Raw genomic sequence first — 21,519 nt, 5'->3', positions numbered from 1 at the left:
TCTCTCTAGTTGCTAAGAAATCTTTCCAAGCTAGGTACATCTACCCAACTTGCTTTTGTATGAGATTCATGGGATAAATCCATCAACAACTGAGAATAAATTCCTTCCCGCAGTGATGGTGTAATTTCCTGATTGCGTTCAATTCCCTGCACCCATTGATCTACTACGCGGATAAATGCCGAAATGCGGCCATCAGCATAATTTTTCGGAAAAATTAACCGATTCGGTATTTCTATTTCCGTTAAAGGTTTACCTGGCTGAGAACCCCAAACACGAAAGCCGTGGATATAATCTTTTTGATTTTCACTGCCTACAATTAATGTACCGCGATCGCCATATACTTCTACCCAATGAGTTCTTGCTGCATGAACAACTGCGCTGATAGAAAGTTGGCAAGGTGTACCATTTGCTAATTCCAGGGTTAATATACAGTTGTCATCTGTATTTACTGACTTAGATTCTCCACTAACAGGGTCAATTCGTGTAGGAATCGCAGTACTCAAATGGGCGTTTAATCTCCGGACTGGCCCGAATAACCAGTGAATATAATCGAAGGCGTGGGAACCTAAAGATCCTAATGCACCGCCTCCTTTATCTTTGTCAGAATACCAATTCCAAGGGCGTGAAGTATCAGCACGAGAAGAACCTAACCAATCAATTTTAATTAGGCGTAAATCACCCACATAATCTTCTGATAGTAATTCAGCAAATAACTGCCATGCTGGTACAAAACGAAATTCAAAATCTACAGTCGCAATTACACCTTTTGCTTTCGCTAACTGATAAAGTTCTTTAGCTTCGACTGCATTTAAGGTTGTCGGTTTTTCTAGTAATAAATGTTTCCCAGCTTGTAGTACAGTTTTTGCCATTTCATAGTGCAAAAATGGCGGCGTAGAGATACTGACTGCTTGCACTTCTGGTAATGCCACAATATCAGCCAGAGAATCAGAGGCGTGTGGAATATTATGGGATTCTGCTATGGCTTTGGCTTTATTTATATCTCGATGATAGACAGCAACTACCTCAGTTTGAGGATGTGCTTGGAATCCAGGGATGTGGACTTTTTGACCAAATCCAGTGCCTGCGATCGCAATTCCAATCATATAATTTTTCCCTATATTGTATGTGATTTTTATTGTTCGTAATAAATTTTACAATTATCGCAAAACTCTAATTGTAAAAGGGTAACGATAATACTCACCCTTGTAAGCTTTTACAGATGCAAAAGTCACTACAAATGATTGTAGTATGAGTTTGAATAAAATTAATGACATCAGTACAATTAGCAAGCCGTCTAAAATATTTTTTATTTCATTGGATGAACCATTATTAATCATCACCATGACAAAGCTAGTTAACAATAAAATTAAGGATATTGCTATGACAATCAATGTATATAATGTTAAAGAAAATTGAAAATTTAAAGATTCTTTACCTTGAAAATCAATCCAAGGATATTGTGATTTTTTAAAGTGCCAAATAATCAGGGGAGCTAAAAGATTTAAAGGTAAATATAAAGGAATGCCAATAAATACTAAAAAAAACAATAATATCCATCCCAACAAAGCCGAGAAATGACACAACACCGCCCATATACGCATTTGTTGTTTAGGTTTTTGTCTCATGGCTTTTTATGTGTAGGTGGATTTACCAGATAATTACCCACTCTAATTATCTACAAAAAAGCCAAAAATGAGCTTAAAACCTGAGTATTTCTCCGTCATAGTTTTCGGAAAGAAGTTTTATTTCTCTGACTGTGCCCAATGCGGTTTGGATAAGCATTTGGGGGATGGGGTTGCGGGTAAGGAGTAAAGGATGTATTCAAAACCTTTTCCCTTTAACCGAACCGTATTGAGACTGTACCCTCTTTTGGCATTGAGCGATGGCGTAACCGCCTGCCGGAGGCGATGGTCTCCGACCGACCGGAGGTCATCGCAATTTGAAAACAGTCTGACAGTTTATACTGAGTACTGGGGAAACAAGCAACCAGATTTTGGGATACTCAATAGCAAGGTTAATATAGAACTTACGCACAAGAGATCCGCTCTATGCTGTAAACTTAATAACACTAACGGATTTTCAATATGCGAGTTCAAATAACTGTAGTTGGGTTGCTTGCCGCCGTAGGCATCGCAGTAATGTTAGTGGGTGGTAAAAATCCACAGGCCCTTGCAGACTCGCAACCATCTACTCAAGACGGGGCTAGTGGGATTATGACACCAGAAGCTACGATCCAGGTAGAGGGAGAGTATGCCAAATATGGTGATTATATAGGAGTTAGTTTGGGAGATAGCCAGACGCTGGAAATTTCCCAAAAAATTGTCAAAGATATCCAGATTCGTTTTATTAATGACAAAGGTCTGCCAATCAAAGGGCGAACTCAAAAAGATTTTATCATTGGTTTGCTCAGACTCAAACCAGGTCAGGTATTCCGTGAAGATTTACTTCAAGCAGACTTGCAACGATTGAGGAGATTAGAGTCATTTAATCAAGTCAATGTTTACCCTAAAGAAGATGCTTCTAGTGTTAATCTCATTTATGCAATCAAAGAGCGTAGCTTCCCTTCTCTCATCTTAGGAGGCGGTAATAACGATGACGTTGGGTTATACGGTCGGGTGGGTTATAAAGATGAAAATGTTAGCGGTCTGAACGATAAATTAGATACAGTTTTGCAGTTTAGCACTAAAGATGTCCAATTTGATGGTCAATTCACTAGTCGTTATCGTTCAGAAGAACCAAACCGCTTAGGCTATAGCATTAGAGGTTTTCGTAATCGCAATACATCGGGAACCTTCAACGAAGATATCAGATTGGCGAACGGTGACAAAGTGCGAGAAGGAAGATTCGGTGGTTCTGTGGCACTTTTACGAGCTTTTGATGAGTGGGATACATCTGTGGCTCTCAACTATACCAGAATTAGCCTACGCGATCAAGACTATAACGTTGTCCAGGTCGATAGATTAGGGAGTCCCCTATCTGTGAGCGGTACTGGAATTGATGACTTATTTACAGTATCATTTGCCGTATCCAGAGATCAACGCGATCGCCGAGACAATCCGACTCAAGGCTCAATCCTCACCTTCAGTACAGAACAAGCGATTCCCATTGGACTGGGGAATATTTCCAGCAACCGCTTACGGGGAGACTATATTCAGTATTTCCCAGTTAGTTGGATAGGTAATGGTAGACCAACTGATAATCCAGAAATGTTGGCGATTAATTTACAAATTGGTACAACTATTGGAGACTTCCCACCAGCCGATGCTTTTAATATTGGTGGAATAGATTCTGTCAGAGGTTACGGTTATGGTAAAGTTGCCAGTGGTCGGAGTTATGGATTAGCTTCCGTGGAATATCGGTTCCCAATTTTCCAATCAATAGGTGGAGTTGTCTTTACTGACTTCGCTTCAGATTTTGGGTCTAGCGAAACCGTGTTAGGAGAACCAGGAGTCTTACGAGACAAACCTGGAAGCGGCTTTGGTTACGGCTTAGGATTGCGCTTGAACTCACCCTTTGGGCTAATTCGAGGCGACTTAGGAATTAGCGACAAGGGAGAAGTGAGATTTGAAGTTACTACAGGTCAGCGATTTTAAGATAGTTGGCTGATAACTCGTTCCAATTCTTCTATCATCACATCTGAACCTGTTTCCCGATATACTTGCACCAATGATTGGTAAAACCACAAAGTTTTTTCTTTACCACTGCTAAATTCAGTCCAAATAACATCTCCCATTTGTCGCCAATCTGCCAGCAAAGACCTAGCATTATGTAGTTTATCAGCCAGCGAAACTCGCCGAACTGAGGGTGAAGCGTGACGGAGTTTTTCTATGTATCTATTCTTACGCTCTTGCCAAGGTGGTTTCGGTGGTGTATCCCACTCTGTACAGCCATCGATAATTGCCACAACTGTTTCGCCGAAACGTTGGCGGATGTCCTCACGAATGGGTTTACCACCTTGGTCTTCTATACTATCGTGTAATAAAGCTGCGATCGCTTCCTCTTCACTCCCACCCATTTCCAATACCAGCGCCGCCACACTCAACAAATGGGAAATATAAGGAATACCGCTAACCTTACGAGTCTGGTTAGCGTGGAGACGATTAGCATAGACTAACGCCGCTTCAAATCTTTCTGTTAATTTTGCTGCACCCATTTTTTATCCTCACAATTAATCTTCTTGAATAATCCAGCTATCCTAAATTTAGAAAGTATTAATAAGTATGCCTTATGCACTTGTATATTATCCAAATATCAACACACAGCAAATTAATGAACTTAGGCAAAAATATGACCCACAGTTTTATTTAATTGAACCGCATATCACCCTAGTCTTTCCTCTAATCGGAGCTATCTGTGAAGATCATCTTACTCTTCATATTAAAAATATCCTGAGTGCATGGAAAAAATTTCCTATTCATCTACAGGGATTTCAAAAATCATGGGATGAATATCTGTTCCTTACGGTTCAAGAAGGAAAAGAAAATGCGATAAAATTACACAATGATTTATATACGAGTATATTAGCTGAATATTGCAGAGAGAATACAGCCTTTGTTCCACATCTAACGCTAGGAGTATTTTCTAAAAATCGGATTCAATACTTACAGGCTTTAGAAGAAGCACAACAGTTAGATTTAGATTATTGTTGTATGGTGGAAAAACTAAATCTGTTGAAGATTACTGATGTGAATAGGCAAATAGTATGGAACCAAGAATATATATTGCCAAGCTGAACATGAAAAACTTGCAAGTTGTGGATAAAGAGTTTTCATCTCTCCCGATTATTGATATCAGCACCTTGGTTTCTCGAAAAGGAAATCTCCATTCCGTCGCATCTCAGATTAGGCAAGCGTGTCGAGAATCGGGCTTTTTCTATATTATCGGACATGGTGTAGACGAAAATTTGCAACAGCGACTCGAAGAACTCAGCCGCCAGTTTTTCGCCCAGGATTTGGAAACTAAACTTAAAATTCGTATGGCTTTGGCAGGTATTGCATGGCGAGGTTATTTTCCCGTTGGTGGCGAACTGACATCCGGTAAACCTGACTTGAAAGAAGGTATTTACTTTGGCGCTGAACTGCCAGACGAACACCCACTAGTGCAAGCTGGTACTCCTATGCATGGTTCAAACCTCTTCCCCGCCGACATGCCCCAATTTGGCGAAATAGTGCTTGAATATATGGAGGCGATGACAAACTTGGGGCATACTCTTATGACTGGTATAGCTCTAAGTTTGGGATTAGAAGAATCCTACTTTGCTGACCGTTATACTTCAGATCCTTTAGTGTTGTTTCGCATCTTTAACTATCCTCCTAATTTATCACCGTCAGATGGTAATTCGATATGGGGTGTTGGCGAACATACTGATTATGGCGTTTTAACTATTCTCAAACAGGACGACTCAGGCGGATTACAAGTTAAATCCAAGTCAAGTTGGGTTGCTGCGCCTCCCGTTCCCGCTTCCTTTGTTTGTAACATCGGCGATATGCTAGACAAGATGACGGGAGGTTTCTATCGTTCTACGCCTCATCGTGTACAAAACCAGTCCCAAAATCATCGCCTTTCGTTCCCCTTCTTTTTCGATCCCAATTTCGATGTAGAAGTGAAGCCGATTGAATTAGATAATATAGTAGCGAATGATAATATAGGCGATCGCTGGGATAACGCTAACATTCATGATTTTCGCGGAACTTATGGTGATTATGTGTTGAATAAGGTGTCTAAGGTTTTTCCAGAATTGCGGCGAACAGTATTATAGGGTTTTAAGCCATTTCTTCTTTGCTGATGCCGATTCAACCACAATTTACACACATGGTAGCTATTGCAATTGCAATTCATCAAAATCCCTATTAGGGATTAAAACTAGCTGTTTTTACTTTTTGCAATACCTTACGTTCTATATTGAAACCCCAAAATTGCTGGTAATACTGGGGAGAGAAGAAAAAATGTATGAGTCAATGGGTTTATAATTGAAAACTGTGACTCAGAGAGAAAGTTTGATCTAAGGAAGTCCTAGCTCAAATCTTATCCCAAGGGGAGATGCCAAGGACGAACAGTGACAACTCATAATTGGAGCGAAGCGACTGGTGGACAGTTTATTACAAGGAGTTAACCTGTACTTAATTGGCATGATGGGCGTTGGTAAGACGACAGTAGGCCCCTTACTAGCAAAGCATCTAGGTTATGGGTTTTTGGATCTTGATGGTGTCATTGCCAAAGCAACAGATAAATCTATCAATGAGTTATTTGCCGAAGAAGGTGAAGCAGGGTTTCGCCAAATAGAAAGTGACGTGCTTTCGCAAGTTTGTGCTTTTACAAAATTGACTATAGCAACCGGCGGGGGCATTGTATTACGGCGAGAAAACTGGGGTTACTTGCACCACGGTTTGATAGTGTGGCTAGATGTGCCAGTTGAACTCATTTATAGGCGTTTAGCTGAAGATACCACCAGACCACTCTTGCAAGATACTGACCTTAAGGGTAAATTGCGATCGCTCCTCGAACAACGAACACCACTTTACTCTCAAGCCGATTTGCACATCACCGTCCAAGAGGGAGATACGCCTGAAGACATTGCCAACAGAATAATTGAGGTAATTCCTAACGTTCTCAAACCCCAAGTTTCTCATTAAGAAGACTCAAGTTACCAAATTTTGCCCATCCGTAGGATAAATCCGGGTAATTCTGGATTACTCGTAACGGCTTCGGGATTATCCAAAATTTCAACTTCTCGATTAGGACGGTAAATGTAGACTTTTCGATTCTGCCGATCTATTAACCAGCCTAGTGATGTACCGTTATCGATGTACTCCTGCATTTTCTCTTGTAATTTGATCAGGCGATCGCTCAATGAGCGTAACTCAATCACAAAGCTGGGACAAATTGGTGCAAATGAAGCTTTTTGTGCATCTGTTAAGGCATTCCAGCGCTCCAGTTCAATCCAAGAAGCATCAGGGGAACGCATTGCTCCATTGGGTAGTGTAAAACCTGTACTGGAGTCAAAGCCTATGCCAGTGCCATCTTGTTCTGTCCAATACCCAAGCTGTGCAGCAATGTTAAAGTTACGGTTGCCCGTATCTGAAAAAGCTGGTGGCATAATGATGACTTCCCCATTAGCAGTGCGCTCGATTCGCAAATCTCCATTGGCTTGGCAGAATTCGTAGAACTGCTCATTTGTCATCTGCACAAGGGAGGGGAAATTTACCGTTAGGGGTATGCTTTCAGTTTGGATTAGCAGCGTGGTCATTTTCATTCCCTAGCTTCAGCCGAATGATTTCAATTCTAGAGGTTTGAAGGAGCGATCGCTTGCTTGTTGTGTCGGGTAATCTGGGAATAGTTAACCTGTCTCATCCGTCGTATTTATGGGATTGACTCTAAAGCTTGAAATTTTACTCCTCTGTCACCAAAGAATTCAATGGATATTGAAGAGTTTTTCAGTCGTTTAGATACTGGGGAAAAGGATTTTTCAGGAGTCGATCTCAGTGGTGCAGTCCTAAGCGAAGTTGATTTGTCTGGCATTAATCTCAGTGGTGCTGATTTGAGTGGGGCGATCCTCTGTAAAACTAAGTTATGGGGTACTGATTTAAGAGACGCTAATCTGAGCGGTGCTGATTTACGTGGTGCTGATTTGAGAGTTACTCATATGGAAGGCGTTAATCTTGAAAATGCTAACTTATTGGAAGTTAACTGGCGCGGTGCGGAAAAGTATGGGGCTTATTTTTACAATACGGTTATGCCAGATGGTGAACTCGTAACTGAACCAAACAGCTATGAATTATCAGTACAAACATACTCAACTTTGGCAGCCGAGATTGTGAGGAGTTACAAAGTCTTCTACACTGACTGAAATAGGTTTTAACTCTCTCTGTTAGGCTCCTCATGACGGACAACGATTCTGAATACATCAGACAAACTGAAGCCACTCGTGTGCGTGTACTCAGTGAAGCACTACCTTATATTCAACAATTCGCCGGTCGCACTGTTGTTGTCAAATATGGCGGCGCAGCGATGAAAGATAGCACACTCAAAGACAAAGTTATCCGCGATATTGTATTCTTATCCTGCGTGGGCTTGCGTCCAATAGTAGTACACGGCGGTGGCCCAGAAATTAACAGTTGGTTAGATAAGCTGGGAATCGAACCACAATTTAAGAATGGTCTGCGAGTCACTGATGCTGCCACAATGGATGTGGTGGAAATGGTTTTAGTTGGTCGAGTTAACAAAGAAATCGTCGCCCTAATTAACCAAGCTGGTGGATTGGCTGTAGGACTTTGCGGTAAAGACGGTAATCTATTTACAGCCCGTCCCCAAGGTCAAGAAGGCATCGGTTTTGTCGGGGAAGTCAGCAATGTTAACATCAAGATTTTGGAAACCCTCGCTAGCAATGGCTATATTCCGGTAGTCTCTAGCGTCGCCGCAGACGAAACAGGGCAAGCTTATAATATTAACGCTGATACTGTAGCCGGGGAAATCGCTGCGGCACTAGGAGCAGAAAAGTTAATTTTACTGACCGACACCAGTGGAATTTTAAAAGATTACAAAGACCAATCTACCTTGATTCCGAAAGTAGATATCCGCGAAGCCCGCGAGTTAATTGTCAATGGGATAGTTACCGGTGGGATGATTCCCAAAGTTAATTGTTGTGTGCGATCGCTTGCTCAAGGAGTCCGTGCAGCGCACATCATCGATGGTCGTATTCCCCACGCCCTGTTACTAGAAATCTTTACTGATGTTGGGATTGGGACGATGATTTTGGGTTCGCAATTTACCTTTTGATGCTTATGAGGCATGGGGGATGGGAGATTGGGGATTGGGGATTGGGGATTGGGCAAAACACAGTTCCGTTAGCGGATAGCTAAGGTTTAGCCCGTGCTGTTAGCGGATAGCTAAGGTTTAGCCCGTGAAGAGTTAGGAGTTACGAATTCTTCCCCTGCCTCCACTGCTGCCCCCTGCCTCTCTATATTTTGCTCACCTGCATTTGATACCAGAGTTTTTAATCAGAAAATAGTCGCAGCTACTTAGTTAAAATTTTAGAAATTTATCCACTTCAGATTGTCAGCCTTTGAAAAGATTCCAAAAAGATTGCTGGTGTTGGCAAAATTAAAACAGTGCTAATTTTTGTATAAGACGTGAGTGCAGAAAGTTTAGAAATTGCTAAGACCTTCTACCAGACTGGGAAAATTGCCTTTGAAAATGGGCGATACCGTGAAGCTGTAGAAAATTTAGAAAAAGCCAGCGCCCTATTAGCTCGTAATTCTCGCTTTGGGGGTGAAGTAGAAATTTGTCTGGTGACAGCTTATGAGGCGGCTGGACGCACGGATGAGGCGATCGCTCTTTGCGAAAGACTCAAACGCCATCCCTATATTGAAATCAGCAAACAAGCGCGACAGATGGTTTACATCTTAAAAGCACCAAAGCTGAAAAGACCTAGTGAATGGATGACCCAAATCCCCGATTTGGGCACACTACCCGATAATGAACTCAAAATTTCTGTAGCTGCTAAACCCACTAAATCTTCTGTGCCGCAGAAGCCAAAACCCACAGAACCAGAATTTGTTGACCTCAGTCAGGTCAATACCAGAGATAATCGCTTTATCTGGGTGGCGCTAATTGCCATTGGTTTAACCATCTCGTACTTGGTTTGGTTGAATTTTTCAGGAACCCCTGGCTGATACTATGTTGACTTTTGGGGAGATTTATGGTTTCAACTTCTTCAATTTTCGGAAAGATTTTGTTGTGGTTAATCAGACCATTTAGTTTTGTATTGACACTGAATGGTCGAAATCGAATGAACCGCGTCTTTCCTATGCAAAATCCTATATTGTGGCTAGTGCTATTAACATCCCTGTTACTGACTGGCTGTGTTAAATACGATGTAGGGCTTAACTTTGATAATTCAAATAGTGGTGAATTCGTACAGCATATTAAGTTGGGAGAGCGGCTAACCAGCTTTAGTGGCGATTCTGTATACGAATGGTTGAACAGCATAGAACGCCGCGCCCGTCAACTAGAAGGTAAAACGCAGCGAGTTTCCCAAGAAGAAATCATCGTTACAATTCCTTTTAGTAGTGGTAGCGAATTGCAAGAGAAGTTCAACGAATTTTTTAATTCCCGTACAAATCAATCCTCTGAGGCTGTGCAGAGCAAATCTGACTCAGAACTGCCAAAGATTGAATCAAACGTCCTGTTGGAGCAGAATTATTTTTTACTTTTAGTCCGAAATCGGTTGATTTATGATTTGGATTTGCGATCGCTTGCTCTAATTGCCAGCAAAGGTAATGTTCTCGCTAATGCTGGTTCAATTCTCGACTTGGAATTTAGCTTGAAAACTCCTTGGGGAGCCAAAAACATTCAACTAACTGAAACTGCCATTGAGCCAGAAAAAAATGGCAATCAACTAGTGTGGAAACTCCAGCCTGGTCAACTCAACCACATAGAAGCGGTTTTCTGGCTTCCTAGTCCCCTTGGTATTGGTGCATTGTTAATTATCCTATTTGTCTGGGGAGGATTGTACTTGAGATACAATTTCATGCCAGATCCCAGAACTCAATTGCTTCCCAAAGCAGCAGCTACCCAGGAATAGTAGACTATTTATCTATTGAGGGAATTGGAATTGGGAATTGGAAAGAGGACTTGGGGGCAAGGAGAATCGGGAACAAGGGGAAAGACTTGTTTCAAGTTTTCCCCCTTGTCCCCCCTGCTCCCTATGCTTCCCCTGCCTCCCCTGCTCCCTGCCCCCTTGCTTCTTCCCCATTCCCCATTCCCTGTTCCCGTTGTTCGCTGCCATACCAGCGTTCAGCAAGTACATTGAGTTGATGAAGGATTTCAATCAGTTCCTTACCCCGTTCTGTCAGACCGTAAGTTACTTGGGGTGGAACAGTTGGTTCATATTGGCGATAAACAATCTCTGCTGCCTCAAGCATCCTCAGTCTTTCTGTTAAAACCTTGGTAGAGATGCCCTCGACTAAGTGCTTCAATGCAACAAAGCGAGTAGGTCCACTATTACACAACACCCACAGTATATACATTGTCCAAGGGCCTGATAGTAAAGACATCAGAATGCTGATTGGGCAAGCATCAGAATTTTTAGAGACAGACATCGATAAGTTCGCCAAAATTTTCCAATAGTTACTTTATGGTAACTACTTTACTTTAGTAACTAGTTACTTTTAGTATCTGATGTAATGCTTTGAAATTTAGACTCAAAAAAAGTCAAGGCAGAAAACTCTAAATCAGGAGATATTTGGTGGTAAATATTCTACATATTGATTCCAGCCCCCGTGCTGAACGATCGCACTCACGAGAACTATCTAAAGAATTCGTCAGTGCTTGGAGGGCAGCACATCCTGAAGATGCGATCGCTTATCGAGATTTAGGTCGTCACCCAGTTCCTCACGTTGATGAAGCTTGGATTGCGGCGGCATTTTCACCACCAGAAACCCATACCCCAGAGTTAACTGAGGCAATCAGAATTTCTGACGAGCTTATTGATGAGTTTTTGGCAGCAGATCGCTATGTCTTTGGAGTACCAATGTATAACCTGAATATCCCTTCCACTTTTAAGGCTTACATTGACCAAATCGTTCGTGCTAACCGGACTTTTGCAATAGATGCTCAAGGTTTTAAAGGGTTAGTTGAGGGCAAAAAAGCAGTGATCATCACAGCTCGCGGTGGTGACTTTAGCGCTACATCTCCTTTTGCTGCCTACGACTTTCAAGAACCATACCTGCGGGCAATTTTCGCTTTTATTGGGCTTACAGATATTCAATTTATTAACGTTAACAGGCTGAATGAGGGTGATGCCCGTACCCAATCTTTAGCAGAAGCACGGGCAGCAATTCAAGACGCGATCGCTCAGTGGTAATGTATGGAATTGGGAATTGGGCATTGGTTAAAAATTGTTCTTCCCCTGCCTCCTGCCTCCTGCCTCTTCTTCACGGTGATAACCGCTCAATTTTCCAAGTGCCATTATCTAAACGGCTATAGAGCAAGCGATCGTGTAAGCGACTAGAGCGTCCTTGCCAAAACTCAATTTCTGTAGGGATCACTCGTAAGCCTCCCCAATGAGGCGGTCGGGGGATCTCTTGATTTTCATATTTGCTATAAAACTCCTGCATACGTCGCTCTAAAACTTCTCGACTTTCTATCACCTCGCTTTGATTAGATACCCACGCACCCAGGCGACTGTTAGGAGGGCGAGTATCAAAATACTGATCGGATTCAGTTTCAGAAACTTTCTCTACATACCCACAAATCCGAACTTGACGTTCCAGTTCTGCCCACCAAAAGACTAAAGCCGCCAGAGGATTTTCTGCCAGTTCTTGTCCTTTGCGGCTATTGTAGTTGGTGAAGAAAGCAAAGCCCCGTTCATCGAAATCCTTCAGTAGCACCATTCTGGCTGAGGGCTTACCGTCGGGTGTGACGGTAGCAAGAGTCATCGCATTGGGTTCGGGGAGTTGACCTGCTAAAGCCTGATCGAACCATTTTTTAAATTGGATAAAAGGATTGAGGTCTACCTCAAGTTCACTCAAACCTTCCAAGGTGTAGTCTTTGCGAAGGTCAGCTACGGTTTTGTCCATTTTGATTTACTTCCTTGCTATCAGATACACTTATACATATCTTTGTTAAAAATATCTATGATGATAATCAGTGCCATCAAGAATTTTACAAATTCTTTCAGGAATATCTTAAAATAGGTTGCATAAAATGCGCCGTTCGGCCTCCCTTCAACGCCTGTTAATTTATGGTCTGAGCGGTCCAATTATCGCTCTTAATGTCTGGCTACTGTCCGTGCTTTTTCGATACTTCCAGCATCCCATTACCGTCTTGAGCATTGGGGCAATTTTAGCTTTTCTACTAAATTACCCGGTTAAGTTCTTTGAACGTGCCCGAATTACGCGCACTCAGGCAGTAATCATAGTTTTACTTGCAACATTAACCCTGTTTGGAATTCTAGGTGTCACCTTAGTCCCGTTGATCATTGACCAAACAATCCAACTGTTAAATAAGATCCCTGATTGGTTAGGCGCTAGTCAAGCAAACTTAGAGCAATTTGAGATGCTGGCAAAACAAAGACGTTTGCCGATTGATCTAAGAGTTGTAACCAGTCAAATCAATGCCAACATTCAGAATCTGGTGCAACAGCTAGCTTCTGGGGCAGTGGGATTTGCTGGGACACTGTTATCAGGCTTATTTGACGTAGTGTTAGTCATTGTGCTGGCATTTTATATGCTTTTATATGGCGATCGCGTCTGGTATGGTCTGGTCAATCTTTTGCCTTCTAATATTGGAGAGCCTCTTACCGCATCCTTACGCCTAAATTTCCAGAACTTCTTCCTTAGTCAGTTGTTGCTAGGGCTATTCATGATGCTAACCCTGACACCAATTTTCTTAGTCATGAAGGTACCCTTTGCCCTGTTGTTTGCCATATTAATTGGGATTTCAGAACTCATTCCCTTTATTGGGGCATCTCTTGGCATTGGTCTAGTGACGATTTTAGTACTACTGCAAAATTGGTGGTTAGCGGTTCAAGTTGCAATCGCGGCAATTCTTATGCAACAGCTTAAAGATAACTTGTTAGCTCCCAGGTTACTCGGCAACTTTATCGGACTGAATCCCATTTGGATTTTTGTAGCTATTTTGATGGGATTTGAGATTGCTGGGCTGTTAGGAACGCTTGTTGCTGTTCCCATTGCTGGTACTATTAAAGGCACTTTCGATGCGATCAAGAGCGGCAAACCGAGTGATTTTGTCTCAACTGTCACCATTGCTCATGACCCACCTCAAGATTGAGAGGGGAGGGACAGGAGGGCAGGGGGCAGGGGAAGCAGGGGAGGTAGGGGAAGAACAATTTTTAACCAATGCCCAATTCCCAATTCTCAATATCAAAAGTTGCACATTCCGATCTCACAATTCACAATGGTGATTGATTACAAATTTCAGAGGATACTGGCAGCAGGCAATTCCTGATTAAAAGAAGCACAAGCGAATCTATTAAGTACACGCTTTGCCAAGATTCAATGAATTTACTGTTGAATTTACAGTCTTTCGATTCTTAATTAATTAACTTAGAACCCGTTGATGGAAGCTACCGAGCTATTAGAAACAATCACACTCCTGATTTACCAAGCTGAACAGGGAGAAATTGACCCTTGGGATGTCCAAGTAATTGAGGTGATTGACCGTTACTTAGAACTGATGGCACCGGAGTCAATAGGAAGAGGCTATGAAGCGGATTTGTCTCAATCTGGACAGGCATTCTTATCAGCATCAATGCTGGTATTATTCAAAGCCAATACATTGATGCAATTGTCAACAGTAGGTGATGTCCAGGATGGTGTATTAGATGATGCGATGCTGGAAGATGAAGACGGAATATCACATCATGGTCATCGTCTACCATTAGAACGGCAATTGCGTCGCCGTCCATCGGCAATGCCACCACCAAAGCGCCGGGTGACTCTGCAAGAATTAATCAAGCAATTGCAGATTATGGCAAACCAGCTAAAACTAGTAGAAAAAGTCAGCAAACCTATTCGTCCCAGACGTTTGCCTAGCGTCCAAAGTATGCGGGAGGCACTGGAGTTAGCTCACCAAGAAAATCTGACAGAAGTAGCTGGAGAACTCGAACAAGTCTTGAATTTATCGGCCAGAGAGCTAAATTCAGAACAAAATTGGTTGAATTTAGAACAACTTGTAGAATTGTGGACTCAGACAAAGCTTTTCAACCAAAATGGGTCTGGACATGAGTCTAAACACAGTCATTTAGTTAGCGTTTTCTGGGCACTACTACTACTTTCGGCTCAATCGAAAGTAGAGCTATTTCAAGAGGAGTTTTACAATGAGATTAAAATTCGGCTAATTACAGATTCAGCTAAGACCAGTAAACCTTTTGAGCAGTCGATGAACTAAAAAAGCGAAAAGTAGCCCTACAGATAATTTACAGATTTTTGATTCAGTCTCAAAATCCGAGTAAATTGAAAAGATAAGCGATCGCTTGTCATCTAAGTATATAGATGGTTGTAATAACCACTAAATTCCTGTTATCCCTGTTTTGGGGATAACTTAGAGCAGAAATAAAAACTGATGATTAAGTATCACTCGATGAAAGTAAACTGGCTTGTGGTTGAGGAATAAATTTTTATGAAAGCGATGATTCTCGCGGCTGGCAAGGGTACTCGCGTGCGTCCGATTACCTATACAATTCCTAAACCAATGATTCCCATCCTGCAAAAGCCAGTGATGGAATTCTTGCTGGAACTGTTACGCCAACATGGATTTGACCAAATTATGGTCAATGTCAGTCATTTGGCTGAAGAAATAGAAAACTATTTCCGTGATGGTCAACGGTTTGGGGTGCAGATTGCCTATTCCTTTGAAGGCAAAATTGATGATGACGGTAAACTGGTAGGGGAAGCAATCGGTTCTGCTGGAGGGATGCGCCGCATTCAAGACTTCTCACCGTTTTTTGATGATACCTTTGTGGTGTTGTGCGGTGATGCTTTGATTGACCTAGATTTAACTGAGGCGGTTAAATGGCATAGAGCTAAAGGGGCGATCGCTACTATTATTACAAAATCTGTTCCCCAGGAAGAAGTTTCGAGCTACGGTGTGGTAGTCACTGATGAAGAGGGGCGTGTTAAAGCTTTCCAAGAAAAACCTTCAACTGAAGAAGCCCTCAGCACCAACATCAACACAGGTATTTACATCTTTGAACCAGAGGTTTTTAACTATATTCCATCTGATGTGGAATATGACATTGGTAGCCAATTGTTCCCCAAATTAGTGGAAATCAAAGCCCCCTTCTATGCCATCCCTATGGACTTTGAATGGGTAGATATTGGTAAAGTTCCAGACTATTGGCGGGCGATTCGCGGTGTACTGCTGGGTGAAATCAAAAATGTGCAAATCCCCGGTCATGAAGTCGCCCCTGGTATTTATACTGGCTTAAATGTCGCCGTGAATTGGGACAAAGTGGATATCACAGGCCCAGTTTACATCGGCGGGATGACAAGAATAGAAGACGGAGCGAAAATTGTCGGCCCAGCGATGATTGGCCCCAATTGTTGGATATGTAGTGGCGCAACAGTGGAAAATAGCGTGATTTTTGAATGGTCGCGCCTGGGGCCAGGAGTCAGGTTAGTCGATAAGCTAGTGTTTGGACGTTATTGTGTAGATAAAACTGGGGCCGCTATAGATGTCCAAGCGGCTGCTTTAGACTGGCTAATTACCGATGCTCGCCAGATACCACCATCTCATACCCCTGTTGAGCGGCAAGCGATAGAGGAATTGCTGGGGACAAACGCGAATTAGGGAATGGGGAATGGGGAAGAAGCAAGGGGGCAGGGGGCAGGGGGCAGGGGAAGCAGGGGAAGAAGAACTATTTATCGATTCTTGAGCTATACCCAATTCCCAATTCCCAATGCCCAATGCCCAATGCCCAATTCCCAATTCCCATTCCTAACTAACTATTCAGATACGTGTATCTTCTGAGACTCTGCTCGTAGGTTTGCAGTAATCGCTGAGATTCTGCTAGGGTGATGCGCTTTTCTTCTAATGCTTTCTCACAACGCTGGCGAATGTTTTCCACCATATCTTCGGAGTCATACTGAACGTAGCTTACTACTTCGCTCATGGTGTCACCTTTGACAACGTGTTCAATCTGGTAGCCTTTGGGCGTTAATTGGATGTGAACAGCATTAGTATCGCCAAATAGGTTGTGCAAATTGCCCATGATTTCTTGGTAAGCTCCATTCAAGAACATCCCTAAATAATAGGGTTCTCCGGGCTTGTAGGTGTGTAGTTCTAAAACTGATTTGACATCGCGCAGGTCAATAAAGCGGTCTATTTTGCCATCACTATCGCAGGTTAGGTCTGCTAAAATTCCTCGCCGGATTGGTTCTTCATCCAAACGGTGGATTGGCATGATGGGGAATAACTGGTCGATCGCCCAGCAATCTGGTGCTGATTGAAACACTGACATATTAACGTAGTAGATGGAAGCCATGATTTTCTCAAGGTCTTCTAGTTCATCGGGTACGTATTCTTGCTGTCTAGTGATGTTAAGAATTTTCTGGCAACAAGCCCAGTATAGCCGTTCGGCTTTGGCTCGTTCTCTGAGGCGTAAAATTCCTAAGTTGAAGCGACTGATGGCCTCTTCTTTGAATTGTGCAGCATCGTGATACAACTCTTGGTAATTCTCTTGGTTGATAGATTGATAGCTTTCCCAAAGATAATTAATGATTGGGGATTCTCCCTCTTGTGGAGGTTCTGGTGAATCGAGAGGGACATCGCTAGTACTGAGAACGTCGAAAATCAGCACGGACTGATGGGAAGCGATCGCACGTCCGCTTTCACTAATCAGTGTTGGTACGGTAATTTGGCGTTCTGCACAGGTATCTTTTAACTCTGCCACAATGTCGTTGGCATAGTTCTGCATGTTGTAATTTTTCGACGCATAGAAGTTGGTTTGGGAGCCATCATAATCTACGCCCAAGCCGCCACCGACATCAAGGTATTTCATATCCGCCCCCAGCATAGCCAATTCCACATAAATGCGGCTGGCTTCTTGGATGGCATCTTTAATTACATTGATGGCAGAGATTTGTGAGCCGATGTGGAAGTGCATCAACTGCAAAGAATCGAGCAGGTTAGCTTCCCGTAACTTGTCAACAGCCTCAATGACTTCAGGCATTGTCAAACCAAATTTAGCGCGATCGCCACTGGAGGCTCCCCAACGTCCCATACCTTGGGTACTGAGTTTAGCACGAACACCCAAAATCGGTTTAATACCTAACTGGCGATTGGCATCAATCACCAAATCAACCTCTTCAATCTGTTCTAAGACAATGATTGGTGTTTGCCCTAATCTTTGGGCTAACATGGCCGTTTCGATGTATTCTCGGTCTTTGTAGCCGTTGCAAACTAACAACGCTCCTGGTGTATCTAAGACAGCCAGGGCAATCATTAATTCTGGTTTGGAACCAGCTTCTAAGCCAAATTGATGAGGCTTGCCAAACTTAACTAAATCTTCAATCAAATGCCGCTCTTGGTTGCATTTGACAGGAAACACACCCCGGTATACGCCAGGGTAGTTGTAGCGGGCGATCGCTTTGGCAAAACAAGCATTCAACCGTTCAATCCGGTCTTCCAAAATATCGGAAAAGCGAATCAACATCGGAAGTCCCAAGTTGCGCTGTTTCATGGAGTTAACCAATTCAAACAAGTCTAAGGAACCACCGCGATCGCCTTTGGGTGAAACGGTGACGTGACCAGCAGCGCTAATGGAAAAATAGGGTTGTCCCCAACCTTCAATACGGTATAATTCTTCGCTATCCTCAATTTTCCAGGAGCGAGGTAAACTTCCTGTGGTAGTACTAGGTGGTAAAAGTTTCTTTTGCTTATGATTTTTCACTTCAGATTTTTGTCCATTGGACGGTACTGGTACCACCTCGTCAGATGTAGCAGTTGACTCAACACCCATTTCTTCCTAACCTCTGTTTTTCGCCCACGACTTAACAATTTAACGCATTCATTTGGGAACGTATATGTACCCAAAGATAATTTCTAAGATAAACTCTGATTGGTCAAGAGTCATTGGTCATTGGTCATTGGTCATTGGTCATTGGTCATTGGTCATTGGTCATTAGTCACTAGTCAAGAGTGCAAAACCCTTAGACAAATGACAAATGACAAGATAAAAACTTTATTAAGCTTTGGGAGATCGCAATGGAACGTACATTCTTAGCAATTAAGCCTGACGGAGTACAACGGGGATTAGTGGGGGAAATTATCCGTCGCTTTGAAACTAAAGGTTTTACCCTAGTTGGTTTAAAGTTCCTGAAAGTCAGTAAAGAACTAGCTGAACAACACTATGGTGTTCACCGGGAACGTCCCTTTTTTGGTAGTCTAGTCGAATTTATCACTTCTAGCCCAGTGGTAGCGATGGTATGGGAAGGTGATGGTGTCGTTGCATCTGCCAGAAAGATTATTGGTGCTACAAACCCCTTAACATCTGAACCGGGAACAATTCGCGGTGATTTTGGCATAAATATTGGTCGTAACTTGATCCACGGTTCTGATGCTCCAGAAACCGCACAACAGGAAATAGCCCTATGGTTTAAAGATGAAGAATTAGTCAATTGGCAACCACACATAACACCTTGGTTGCACGAGTAAAACATTAGGGGCTGGGGATTGGGGATTGGGAATTGGGAATTGAGGATGGCTCAAGAATCAATCAATAGTTCTTTTTTCCTGCCCCCTTGCTTCTTCCCCATTCCCCATTCCCCATTCCCCATTCCCCATTCCCCATTCTTACTTAGATGCTTCGCTCTTTTCTGGTTCTAATTCGGGCATTTCAGTGCTAACACGCTTGGAAAATCCCCAGCCTAAAATCAGGAAAATGGCAGTAATCATGATCCATTCTGGTGGAACTAAATTATCGTTCACCACTTTCAACAACAGGCGCAAGCCTACGAACGCTACAGTTACATAACCTGCGTCTTCTAAGTTTTCGTATTCGTCTAGCCAACGGATAAACAATCCTGCCATAAATCGCAGCGTAATAATCCCAATTGTTGCACCCGTCAGCACTAGCCATTTTTCTTGAGAAACTGCGATCGCAGTAGTCACGCTATCCAAAGAAAATGCCAAATCTGTAAATGCAATCACAGGTATCGCTTGCAACAATGAATTAAAACGCGGCCCGTGATGGTGATCGTCCTTAGATTCTTCCGAGGTAAAGTGTTGAAATACCAACCACAGCAGATAAGCAGCGCCCAATAATTCAAATTGCCAGAATTGTTGCACCCAAGTGGCAGTCAGAATCAGGCTGATTCGCAGCACATAAGCAACGACTAAACCAAAGTTGAGGGCTTTACGCTCAAGTTCCTTGTCTTCCAACCCTTTTGCGATCGCAGCCAAGGCGATCGCATTGTCGGCAGATAACAGCGCCTCTAAAAGCACCAGGATCAGCAGAACTATAAGGGCTTCAAGGCTGAAATGAAAGTCGAGGTAATCAAAAATTCGGTCTAGCATTCCGGGTTTCTCAAGCAGAAAAAATTAAAATTTGACAAGATTCAGAGATTTATATATTAAAAAGCGCAATAAATTGTCACTCTAATTCAGCTTAACGTGCTTCTGGTGCATTTTGAAGGGGGTTTAATGGATGCGATCGCAGTCTGAGTGGGGTAATTTGCGTATAAGTCAATACACCAAAAGTTTTAACATCTTGCTCAATGCGATCGCCTTCAATTTCTGACGTAAACTATCACGCCGTTTCTGCCGTAGTGAATCACACCCAAATAAAACTAGAGTAAATAAGCTACCAGAACCAAGCCCCATTAGGGAAGTTGAGAAAGCTGTTTTCATTCCTACCAGTAGTCCTTTACTGACAGTCATCAGTTCTTTGGTATCTTCTGTAGATATATTGATTCCTTGGAGTCCCTGTTGTGTACCATAAAAGGTTCCTAAAACGCCGATGGCAGTGAATCTTGTCCAAATAATTCACAAGCCACTTTCCAAGCGTGGTTAACCGCCACAATTTCTTTAACCAATTTCTCCATTGAGGGATAAGATAGTTTTGCAGTTTCACTAATCAATGCTTTTGACCTACCTAACTGAGCTTTAATAGGTCTATAGTTTCCAGAAATAGAAACTTATTTAGCTTTGTTCTAAACTCGACTTTATCCAAAATTAAGAACTGGGTTCTCTTTATAGAGCAAAAACCCTAGCTTTTTGGCAAAAACTTTTTCCATGTCACTGATTAACGCTGAAATCTAAAAATTAAAACTACTGTACTACAAAGGTTTCAGCGTCAGCTTGAGTGTTACCAAAAAATGGATAAAGTCGAGCTAAAGCTATATTGATAAAATTAATTTTTTGATGGAAAACTGCTCTTTGAGCGTTAAAAAGTTCGTAATATCACTAAGTTAAATTATATTGGCACATTCCATATTTTCTTGGTTATGCGTGGGAAAAATAAAACAAAGCCTGCTTACGTAGGCTTTATTTCTAAAGCAATAGATTATGGTTTAAGGGCAACTTAACCTACGAAAAATCTACTAAAATCTCACAAAATCTCTGCCAACTTTACCACCAGAGTGTTTGCTAAATCCAATAACCTGATATCATCTGTATCAATACTATTTCCTTCACCAGCAAACAAGTGTCTTACAGCAGATAACCTGTCATTGGGTTCAGAAATTCTCCACAATTCTTCTAAGTTTACTGCAAAATCAAATAGCGATCGCTCTCCTAAATGCTGTCTTACCTTTACAGCTACAGTATCATTACTTACCAAAAATTCTTTGATAGTATCTAATTGAGAATTACCTAAAATTTCGTCATGTCCCCAGGTTTCTAGCCAGTCTCCATCTACATCTTCAACGTAAAAATTTACAAAATTAACTCCGTAAGTTAGCCAGTTCTGCTGCATTTGTCGCGCTGTTGCTAAAGCTTCAGCAAATGTATCCACTTGATTGTTGCAGTGAGTTTCTCTTTTGTTAGCCATAAAAGCTG

General features: G+C 42.3%; 24 protein-coding genes. 13 read left to right on the top strand and 11 right to left on the bottom strand.

The window, feature by feature from the left end:
• Window positions 1–5 precede the first annotated feature (5 nt).
• Both IQ274_RS04335 and IQ274_RS04330 read right to left on the bottom strand, forming a co-directional pair.
• On the bottom strand, window positions 6–1,103 hold the full coding sequence (locus tag IQ274_RS04335; RefSeq protein WP_194141525.1) for a Gfo/Idh/MocA family protein: 1,098 nt from the start codon (window positions 1,101–1,103) through the stop codon (window positions 6–8).
• A 54-nt stretch (window positions 1,104–1,157) separates the two neighbouring features.
• Entirely contained in the window at window positions 1,158–1,625 is a 468-nt protein-coding gene (locus IQ274_RS04330) for a DUF4870 domain-containing protein (RefSeq protein WP_194141524.1), read from the bottom strand.
• A 459-nt stretch (window positions 1,626–2,084) separates the two neighbouring features.
• Here IQ274_RS04330 and IQ274_RS04325 point away from each other — a divergent pair, with 459 nt between their 5' ends.
• Window positions 2,085–3,593, top strand: a complete 1,509-nt coding sequence (locus IQ274_RS04325) for a BamA/TamA family outer membrane protein (RefSeq protein ID WP_194141523.1) — start codon at window positions 2,085–2,087, stop codon at window positions 3,591–3,593.
• Here the strand turns inward: IQ274_RS04325 and IQ274_RS04320 are convergent.
• Entirely contained in the window at window positions 3,590–4,153 is a 564-nt protein-coding gene (locus IQ274_RS04320) for an HD domain-containing protein (protein ID WP_194141522.1), read from the bottom strand. The two genes, IQ274_RS04325 and IQ274_RS04320, sit on opposite strands and share 4 nt — an antisense overlap.
• 67 nt (window positions 4,154–4,220) lie before the next feature.
• On the opposite strand from IQ274_RS04320, the gene IQ274_RS04315 reads away from it, so the two are divergent.
• The 3 genes from IQ274_RS04315 to IQ274_RS04305 all read left to right on the top strand — a co-directional run bounded on the left by IQ274_RS04315 (window position 4,221) and on the right by IQ274_RS04305 (window position 6,632).
• The gene (locus IQ274_RS04315; protein ID WP_194141521.1) at window positions 4,221–4,733 is read left to right on the top strand and encodes a 2'-5' RNA ligase family protein; all 513 of its coding nucleotides are present in this window, start codon (window positions 4,221–4,223) and stop codon (window positions 4,731–4,733) included.
• Window positions 4,734–4,735: 2 nt separating this feature from the next.
• On the top strand, window positions 4,736–5,758 hold the full coding sequence (locus tag IQ274_RS04310; RefSeq protein ID WP_194141573.1) for an isopenicillin N synthase family dioxygenase: 1,023 nt from the start codon (window positions 4,736–4,738) through the stop codon (window positions 5,756–5,758).
• A gap of 328 nt (window positions 5,759–6,086) precedes the next feature.
• Entirely contained in the window at window positions 6,087–6,632 is a 546-nt protein-coding gene (locus IQ274_RS04305; protein ID WP_194141520.1) for a shikimate kinase, read from the top strand.
• Between the two features lie 11 nt (window positions 6,633–6,643).
• Here the strand turns inward: IQ274_RS04305 and IQ274_RS04300 are convergent, their stop codons facing one another.
• Complete coding sequence (locus IQ274_RS04300; protein WP_194141519.1) at window positions 6,644–7,246, bottom strand: Uma2 family endonuclease; 603 nt, start codon at window positions 7,244–7,246, stop codon at window positions 6,644–6,646.
• A gap of 168 nt (window positions 7,247–7,414) precedes the next feature.
• On the opposite strand from IQ274_RS04300, the gene IQ274_RS04295 reads away from it, so the two are divergent.
• From IQ274_RS04295 to IQ274_RS04280, 4 genes are all read left to right on the top strand, one after another.
• Window positions 7,415–7,846, top strand: coding sequence for a pentapeptide repeat-containing protein (locus IQ274_RS04295; protein ID WP_194141518.1), 432 nt, complete (start codon window positions 7,415–7,417; stop codon window positions 7,844–7,846).
• A 32-nt stretch (window positions 7,847–7,878) separates the two neighbouring features.
• Window positions 7,879–8,775 carry an acetylglutamate kinase gene (gene argB / locus IQ274_RS04290; RefSeq protein WP_163930894.1) on the top strand — a complete coding sequence of 299 codons (897 nt, stop codon included), beginning with the start codon at window positions 7,879–7,881 and terminating at the stop codon, window positions 8,773–8,775.
• A 353-nt stretch (window positions 8,776–9,128) separates the two neighbouring features.
• A complete protein-coding gene (locus tag IQ274_RS04285; RefSeq protein WP_163930892.1) occupies window positions 9,129–9,671 on the top strand; it encodes a tetratricopeptide repeat protein in 543 nt (180 codons plus the stop codon).
• A 26-nt stretch (window positions 9,672–9,697) separates the two neighbouring features.
• Complete coding sequence (locus IQ274_RS04280) at window positions 9,698–10,582, top strand: DUF3153 domain-containing protein (RefSeq protein WP_163930890.1); 885 nt, start codon at window positions 9,698–9,700, stop codon at window positions 10,580–10,582.
• Between the two features lie 121 nt (window positions 10,583–10,703).
• On the opposite strand, the gene IQ274_RS04275 is transcribed toward IQ274_RS04280, so the two are convergent.
• Complete coding sequence (locus IQ274_RS04275; protein ID WP_194141517.1) at window positions 10,704–11,099, bottom strand: winged helix-turn-helix transcriptional regulator; 396 nt, start codon at window positions 11,097–11,099, stop codon at window positions 10,704–10,706.
• Window positions 11,100–11,245: 146 nt separating this feature from the next.
• Here IQ274_RS04275 and IQ274_RS04270 point away from each other — a divergent pair, with 146 nt between their 5' ends.
• Window positions 11,246–11,863 carry an FMN-dependent NADH-azoreductase gene (locus tag IQ274_RS04270; RefSeq protein WP_194141516.1) on the top strand — a complete coding sequence of 206 codons (618 nt, stop codon included), beginning with the start codon at window positions 11,246–11,248 and terminating at the stop codon, window positions 11,861–11,863.
• A gap of 70 nt (window positions 11,864–11,933) precedes the next feature.
• On the opposite strand, the gene pdxH is transcribed toward IQ274_RS04270, so the two are convergent.
• Window positions 11,934–12,578 carry a pyridoxamine 5'-phosphate oxidase gene (gene pdxH / locus IQ274_RS04265; protein WP_163930886.1) on the bottom strand — a complete coding sequence of 215 codons (645 nt, stop codon included), beginning with the start codon at window positions 12,576–12,578 and terminating at the stop codon, window positions 11,934–11,936.
• 127 nt (window positions 12,579–12,705) lie between these two features.
• Here pdxH and IQ274_RS04260 point away from each other — a divergent pair, with 127 nt between their 5' ends.
• The 3 genes from IQ274_RS04260 (at window position 12,706) to IQ274_RS04250 (ending at window position 16,311) form a co-directional block, all read left to right on the top strand.
• Window positions 12,706–13,791: an AI-2E family transporter gene (locus IQ274_RS04260; RefSeq protein ID WP_163930884.1), complete on the top strand. Its 1,086-nt coding sequence runs from the start codon at window positions 12,706–12,708 to the stop codon at window positions 13,789–13,791.
• Between the two features lie 288 nt (window positions 13,792–14,079).
• Entirely contained in the window at window positions 14,080–14,910 is an 831-nt protein-coding gene (locus IQ274_RS04255) for a segregation/condensation protein A (protein ID WP_194141515.1), read from the top strand.
• 231 nt (window positions 14,911–15,141) lie between these two features.
• Entirely contained in the window at window positions 15,142–16,311 is a 1,170-nt protein-coding gene (locus IQ274_RS04250) for a sugar phosphate nucleotidyltransferase (protein ID WP_163930880.1), read from the top strand.
• A 151-nt stretch (window positions 16,312–16,462) separates the two neighbouring features.
• Here the strand turns inward: IQ274_RS04250 and speA are convergent, their stop codons facing one another.
• The gene (speA, locus tag IQ274_RS04245; protein WP_012412497.1) at window positions 16,463–18,481 is read right to left on the bottom strand and encodes a biosynthetic arginine decarboxylase; all 2,019 of its coding nucleotides are present in this window, start codon (window positions 18,479–18,481) and stop codon (window positions 16,463–16,465) included.
• A 245-nt stretch (window positions 18,482–18,726) separates the two neighbouring features.
• Between speA and ndk the strand changes: the two genes are divergently transcribed.
• Complete coding sequence (gene ndk / locus IQ274_RS04240) at window positions 18,727–19,176, top strand: nucleoside-diphosphate kinase (protein WP_012412496.1); 450 nt, start codon at window positions 18,727–18,729, stop codon at window positions 19,174–19,176.
• Window positions 19,177–19,314: 138 nt separating this feature from the next.
• On the opposite strand, the gene IQ274_RS04235 is transcribed toward ndk, so the two are convergent.
• The 4 genes from IQ274_RS04235 to IQ274_RS04225 form a co-directional block, all read right to left on the bottom strand.
• Window positions 19,315–20,037, bottom strand: a complete 723-nt coding sequence (locus tag IQ274_RS04235; protein WP_163935302.1) for a TerC family protein — start codon at window positions 20,035–20,037, stop codon at window positions 19,315–19,317.
• Window positions 20,038–20,205: 168 nt separating this feature from the next.
• Window positions 20,206–20,400, bottom strand: a complete 195-nt coding sequence (locus tag IQ274_RS04230; RefSeq protein ID WP_228058024.1) for a hypothetical protein — start codon at window positions 20,398–20,400, stop codon at window positions 20,206–20,208.
• Between the two features lie 68 nt (window positions 20,401–20,468).
• The gene (locus tag IQ274_RS37225) at window positions 20,469–20,600 is read right to left on the bottom strand and encodes a hypothetical protein (protein WP_265578511.1); all 132 of its coding nucleotides are present in this window, start codon (window positions 20,598–20,600) and stop codon (window positions 20,469–20,471) included.
• Window positions 20,601–21,070: 470 nt separating this feature from the next.
• On the bottom strand, window positions 21,071–21,511 hold the full coding sequence (locus tag IQ274_RS04225; RefSeq protein WP_163935299.1) for a hypothetical protein: 441 nt from the start codon (window positions 21,509–21,511) through the stop codon (window positions 21,071–21,073).
• Between the last annotated feature and the right edge of the window lie 8 nt (window positions 21,512–21,519).

Source organism: Nostoc sp. LEGE 12447 (assembly GCF_015206985.1).
Lineage (GTDB): Bacteria > Cyanobacteriota > Cyanobacteriia > Cyanobacteriales > Nostocaceae > Nostoc.
Note: the sequence above shows the minus strand (reverse complement) of the source record. Positions and strands in the feature narration are given on the sequence as shown.

Excerpts from the sequence above, each read along its gene's own strand:
- IQ274_RS04235 (WP_163935302.1), bottom strand. The coding sequence starts at position 20,037 with ATGCTAGACCGAATTTTTGATTACCTCGACTTTCATTTCAGCCTTGAA.
- IQ274_RS04310 (WP_194141573.1), top strand. The coding sequence starts at position 4,736 with ATGAAAAACTTGCAAGTTGTGGATAAAGAGTTTTCATCTCTCCCGATT.
- IQ274_RS04230 (WP_228058024.1), bottom strand. The coding sequence starts at position 20,400 with ATGACTGTCAGTAAAGGACTACTGGTAGGAATGAAAACAGCTTTCTCA.
- IQ274_RS04225 (WP_163935299.1), bottom strand. The coding sequence starts at position 21,511 with ATGGCTAACAAAAGAGAAACTCACTGCAACAATCAAGTGGATACATTT.
- IQ274_RS04335 (WP_194141525.1), bottom strand. The coding sequence starts at position 1,103 with ATGATTGGAATTGCGATCGCAGGCACTGGATTTGGTCAAAAAGTCCAC.
- IQ274_RS04330 (WP_194141524.1), bottom strand. The coding sequence starts at position 1,625 with ATGAGACAAAAACCTAAACAACAAATGCGTATATGGGCGGTGTTGTGT.
- speA (WP_012412497.1), bottom strand. The coding sequence starts at position 18,481 with ATGGGTGTTGAGTCAACTGCTACATCTGACGAGGTGGTACCAGTACCG.
- ndk (WP_012412496.1), top strand. The coding sequence starts at position 18,727 with ATGGAACGTACATTCTTAGCAATTAAGCCTGACGGAGTACAACGGGGA.
- pdxH (WP_163930886.1), bottom strand. The coding sequence starts at position 12,578 with ATGGACAAAACCGTAGCTGACCTTCGCAAAGACTACACCTTGGAAGGT.
- IQ274_RS04300 (WP_194141519.1), bottom strand. The coding sequence starts at position 7,246 with ATGACCACGCTGCTAATCCAAACTGAAAGCATACCCCTAACGGTAAAT.
- IQ274_RS04275 (WP_194141517.1), bottom strand. The coding sequence starts at position 11,099 with ATGTCTGTCTCTAAAAATTCTGATGCTTGCCCAATCAGCATTCTGATG.
- IQ274_RS04255 (WP_194141515.1), top strand. The coding sequence starts at position 14,080 with ATGGAAGCTACCGAGCTATTAGAAACAATCACACTCCTGATTTACCAA.
- IQ274_RS04250 (WP_163930880.1), top strand. The coding sequence starts at position 15,142 with ATGAAAGCGATGATTCTCGCGGCTGGCAAGGGTACTCGCGTGCGTCCG.
- IQ274_RS04315 (WP_194141521.1), top strand. The coding sequence starts at position 4,221 with ATGCCTTATGCACTTGTATATTATCCAAATATCAACACACAGCAAATT.
- IQ274_RS04280 (WP_163930890.1), top strand. The coding sequence starts at position 9,698 with ATGGTTTCAACTTCTTCAATTTTCGGAAAGATTTTGTTGTGGTTAATC.
- argB (WP_163930894.1), top strand. The coding sequence starts at position 7,879 with ATGACGGACAACGATTCTGAATACATCAGACAAACTGAAGCCACTCGT.
- IQ274_RS04260 (WP_163930884.1), top strand. The coding sequence starts at position 12,706 with ATGCGCCGTTCGGCCTCCCTTCAACGCCTGTTAATTTATGGTCTGAGC.
- IQ274_RS04325 (WP_194141523.1), top strand. The coding sequence starts at position 2,085 with ATGCGAGTTCAAATAACTGTAGTTGGGTTGCTTGCCGCCGTAGGCATC.
- IQ274_RS04320 (WP_194141522.1), bottom strand. The coding sequence starts at position 4,153 with ATGGGTGCAGCAAAATTAACAGAAAGATTTGAAGCGGCGTTAGTCTAT.
- IQ274_RS04295 (WP_194141518.1), top strand. The coding sequence starts at position 7,415 with ATGGATATTGAAGAGTTTTTCAGTCGTTTAGATACTGGGGAAAAGGAT.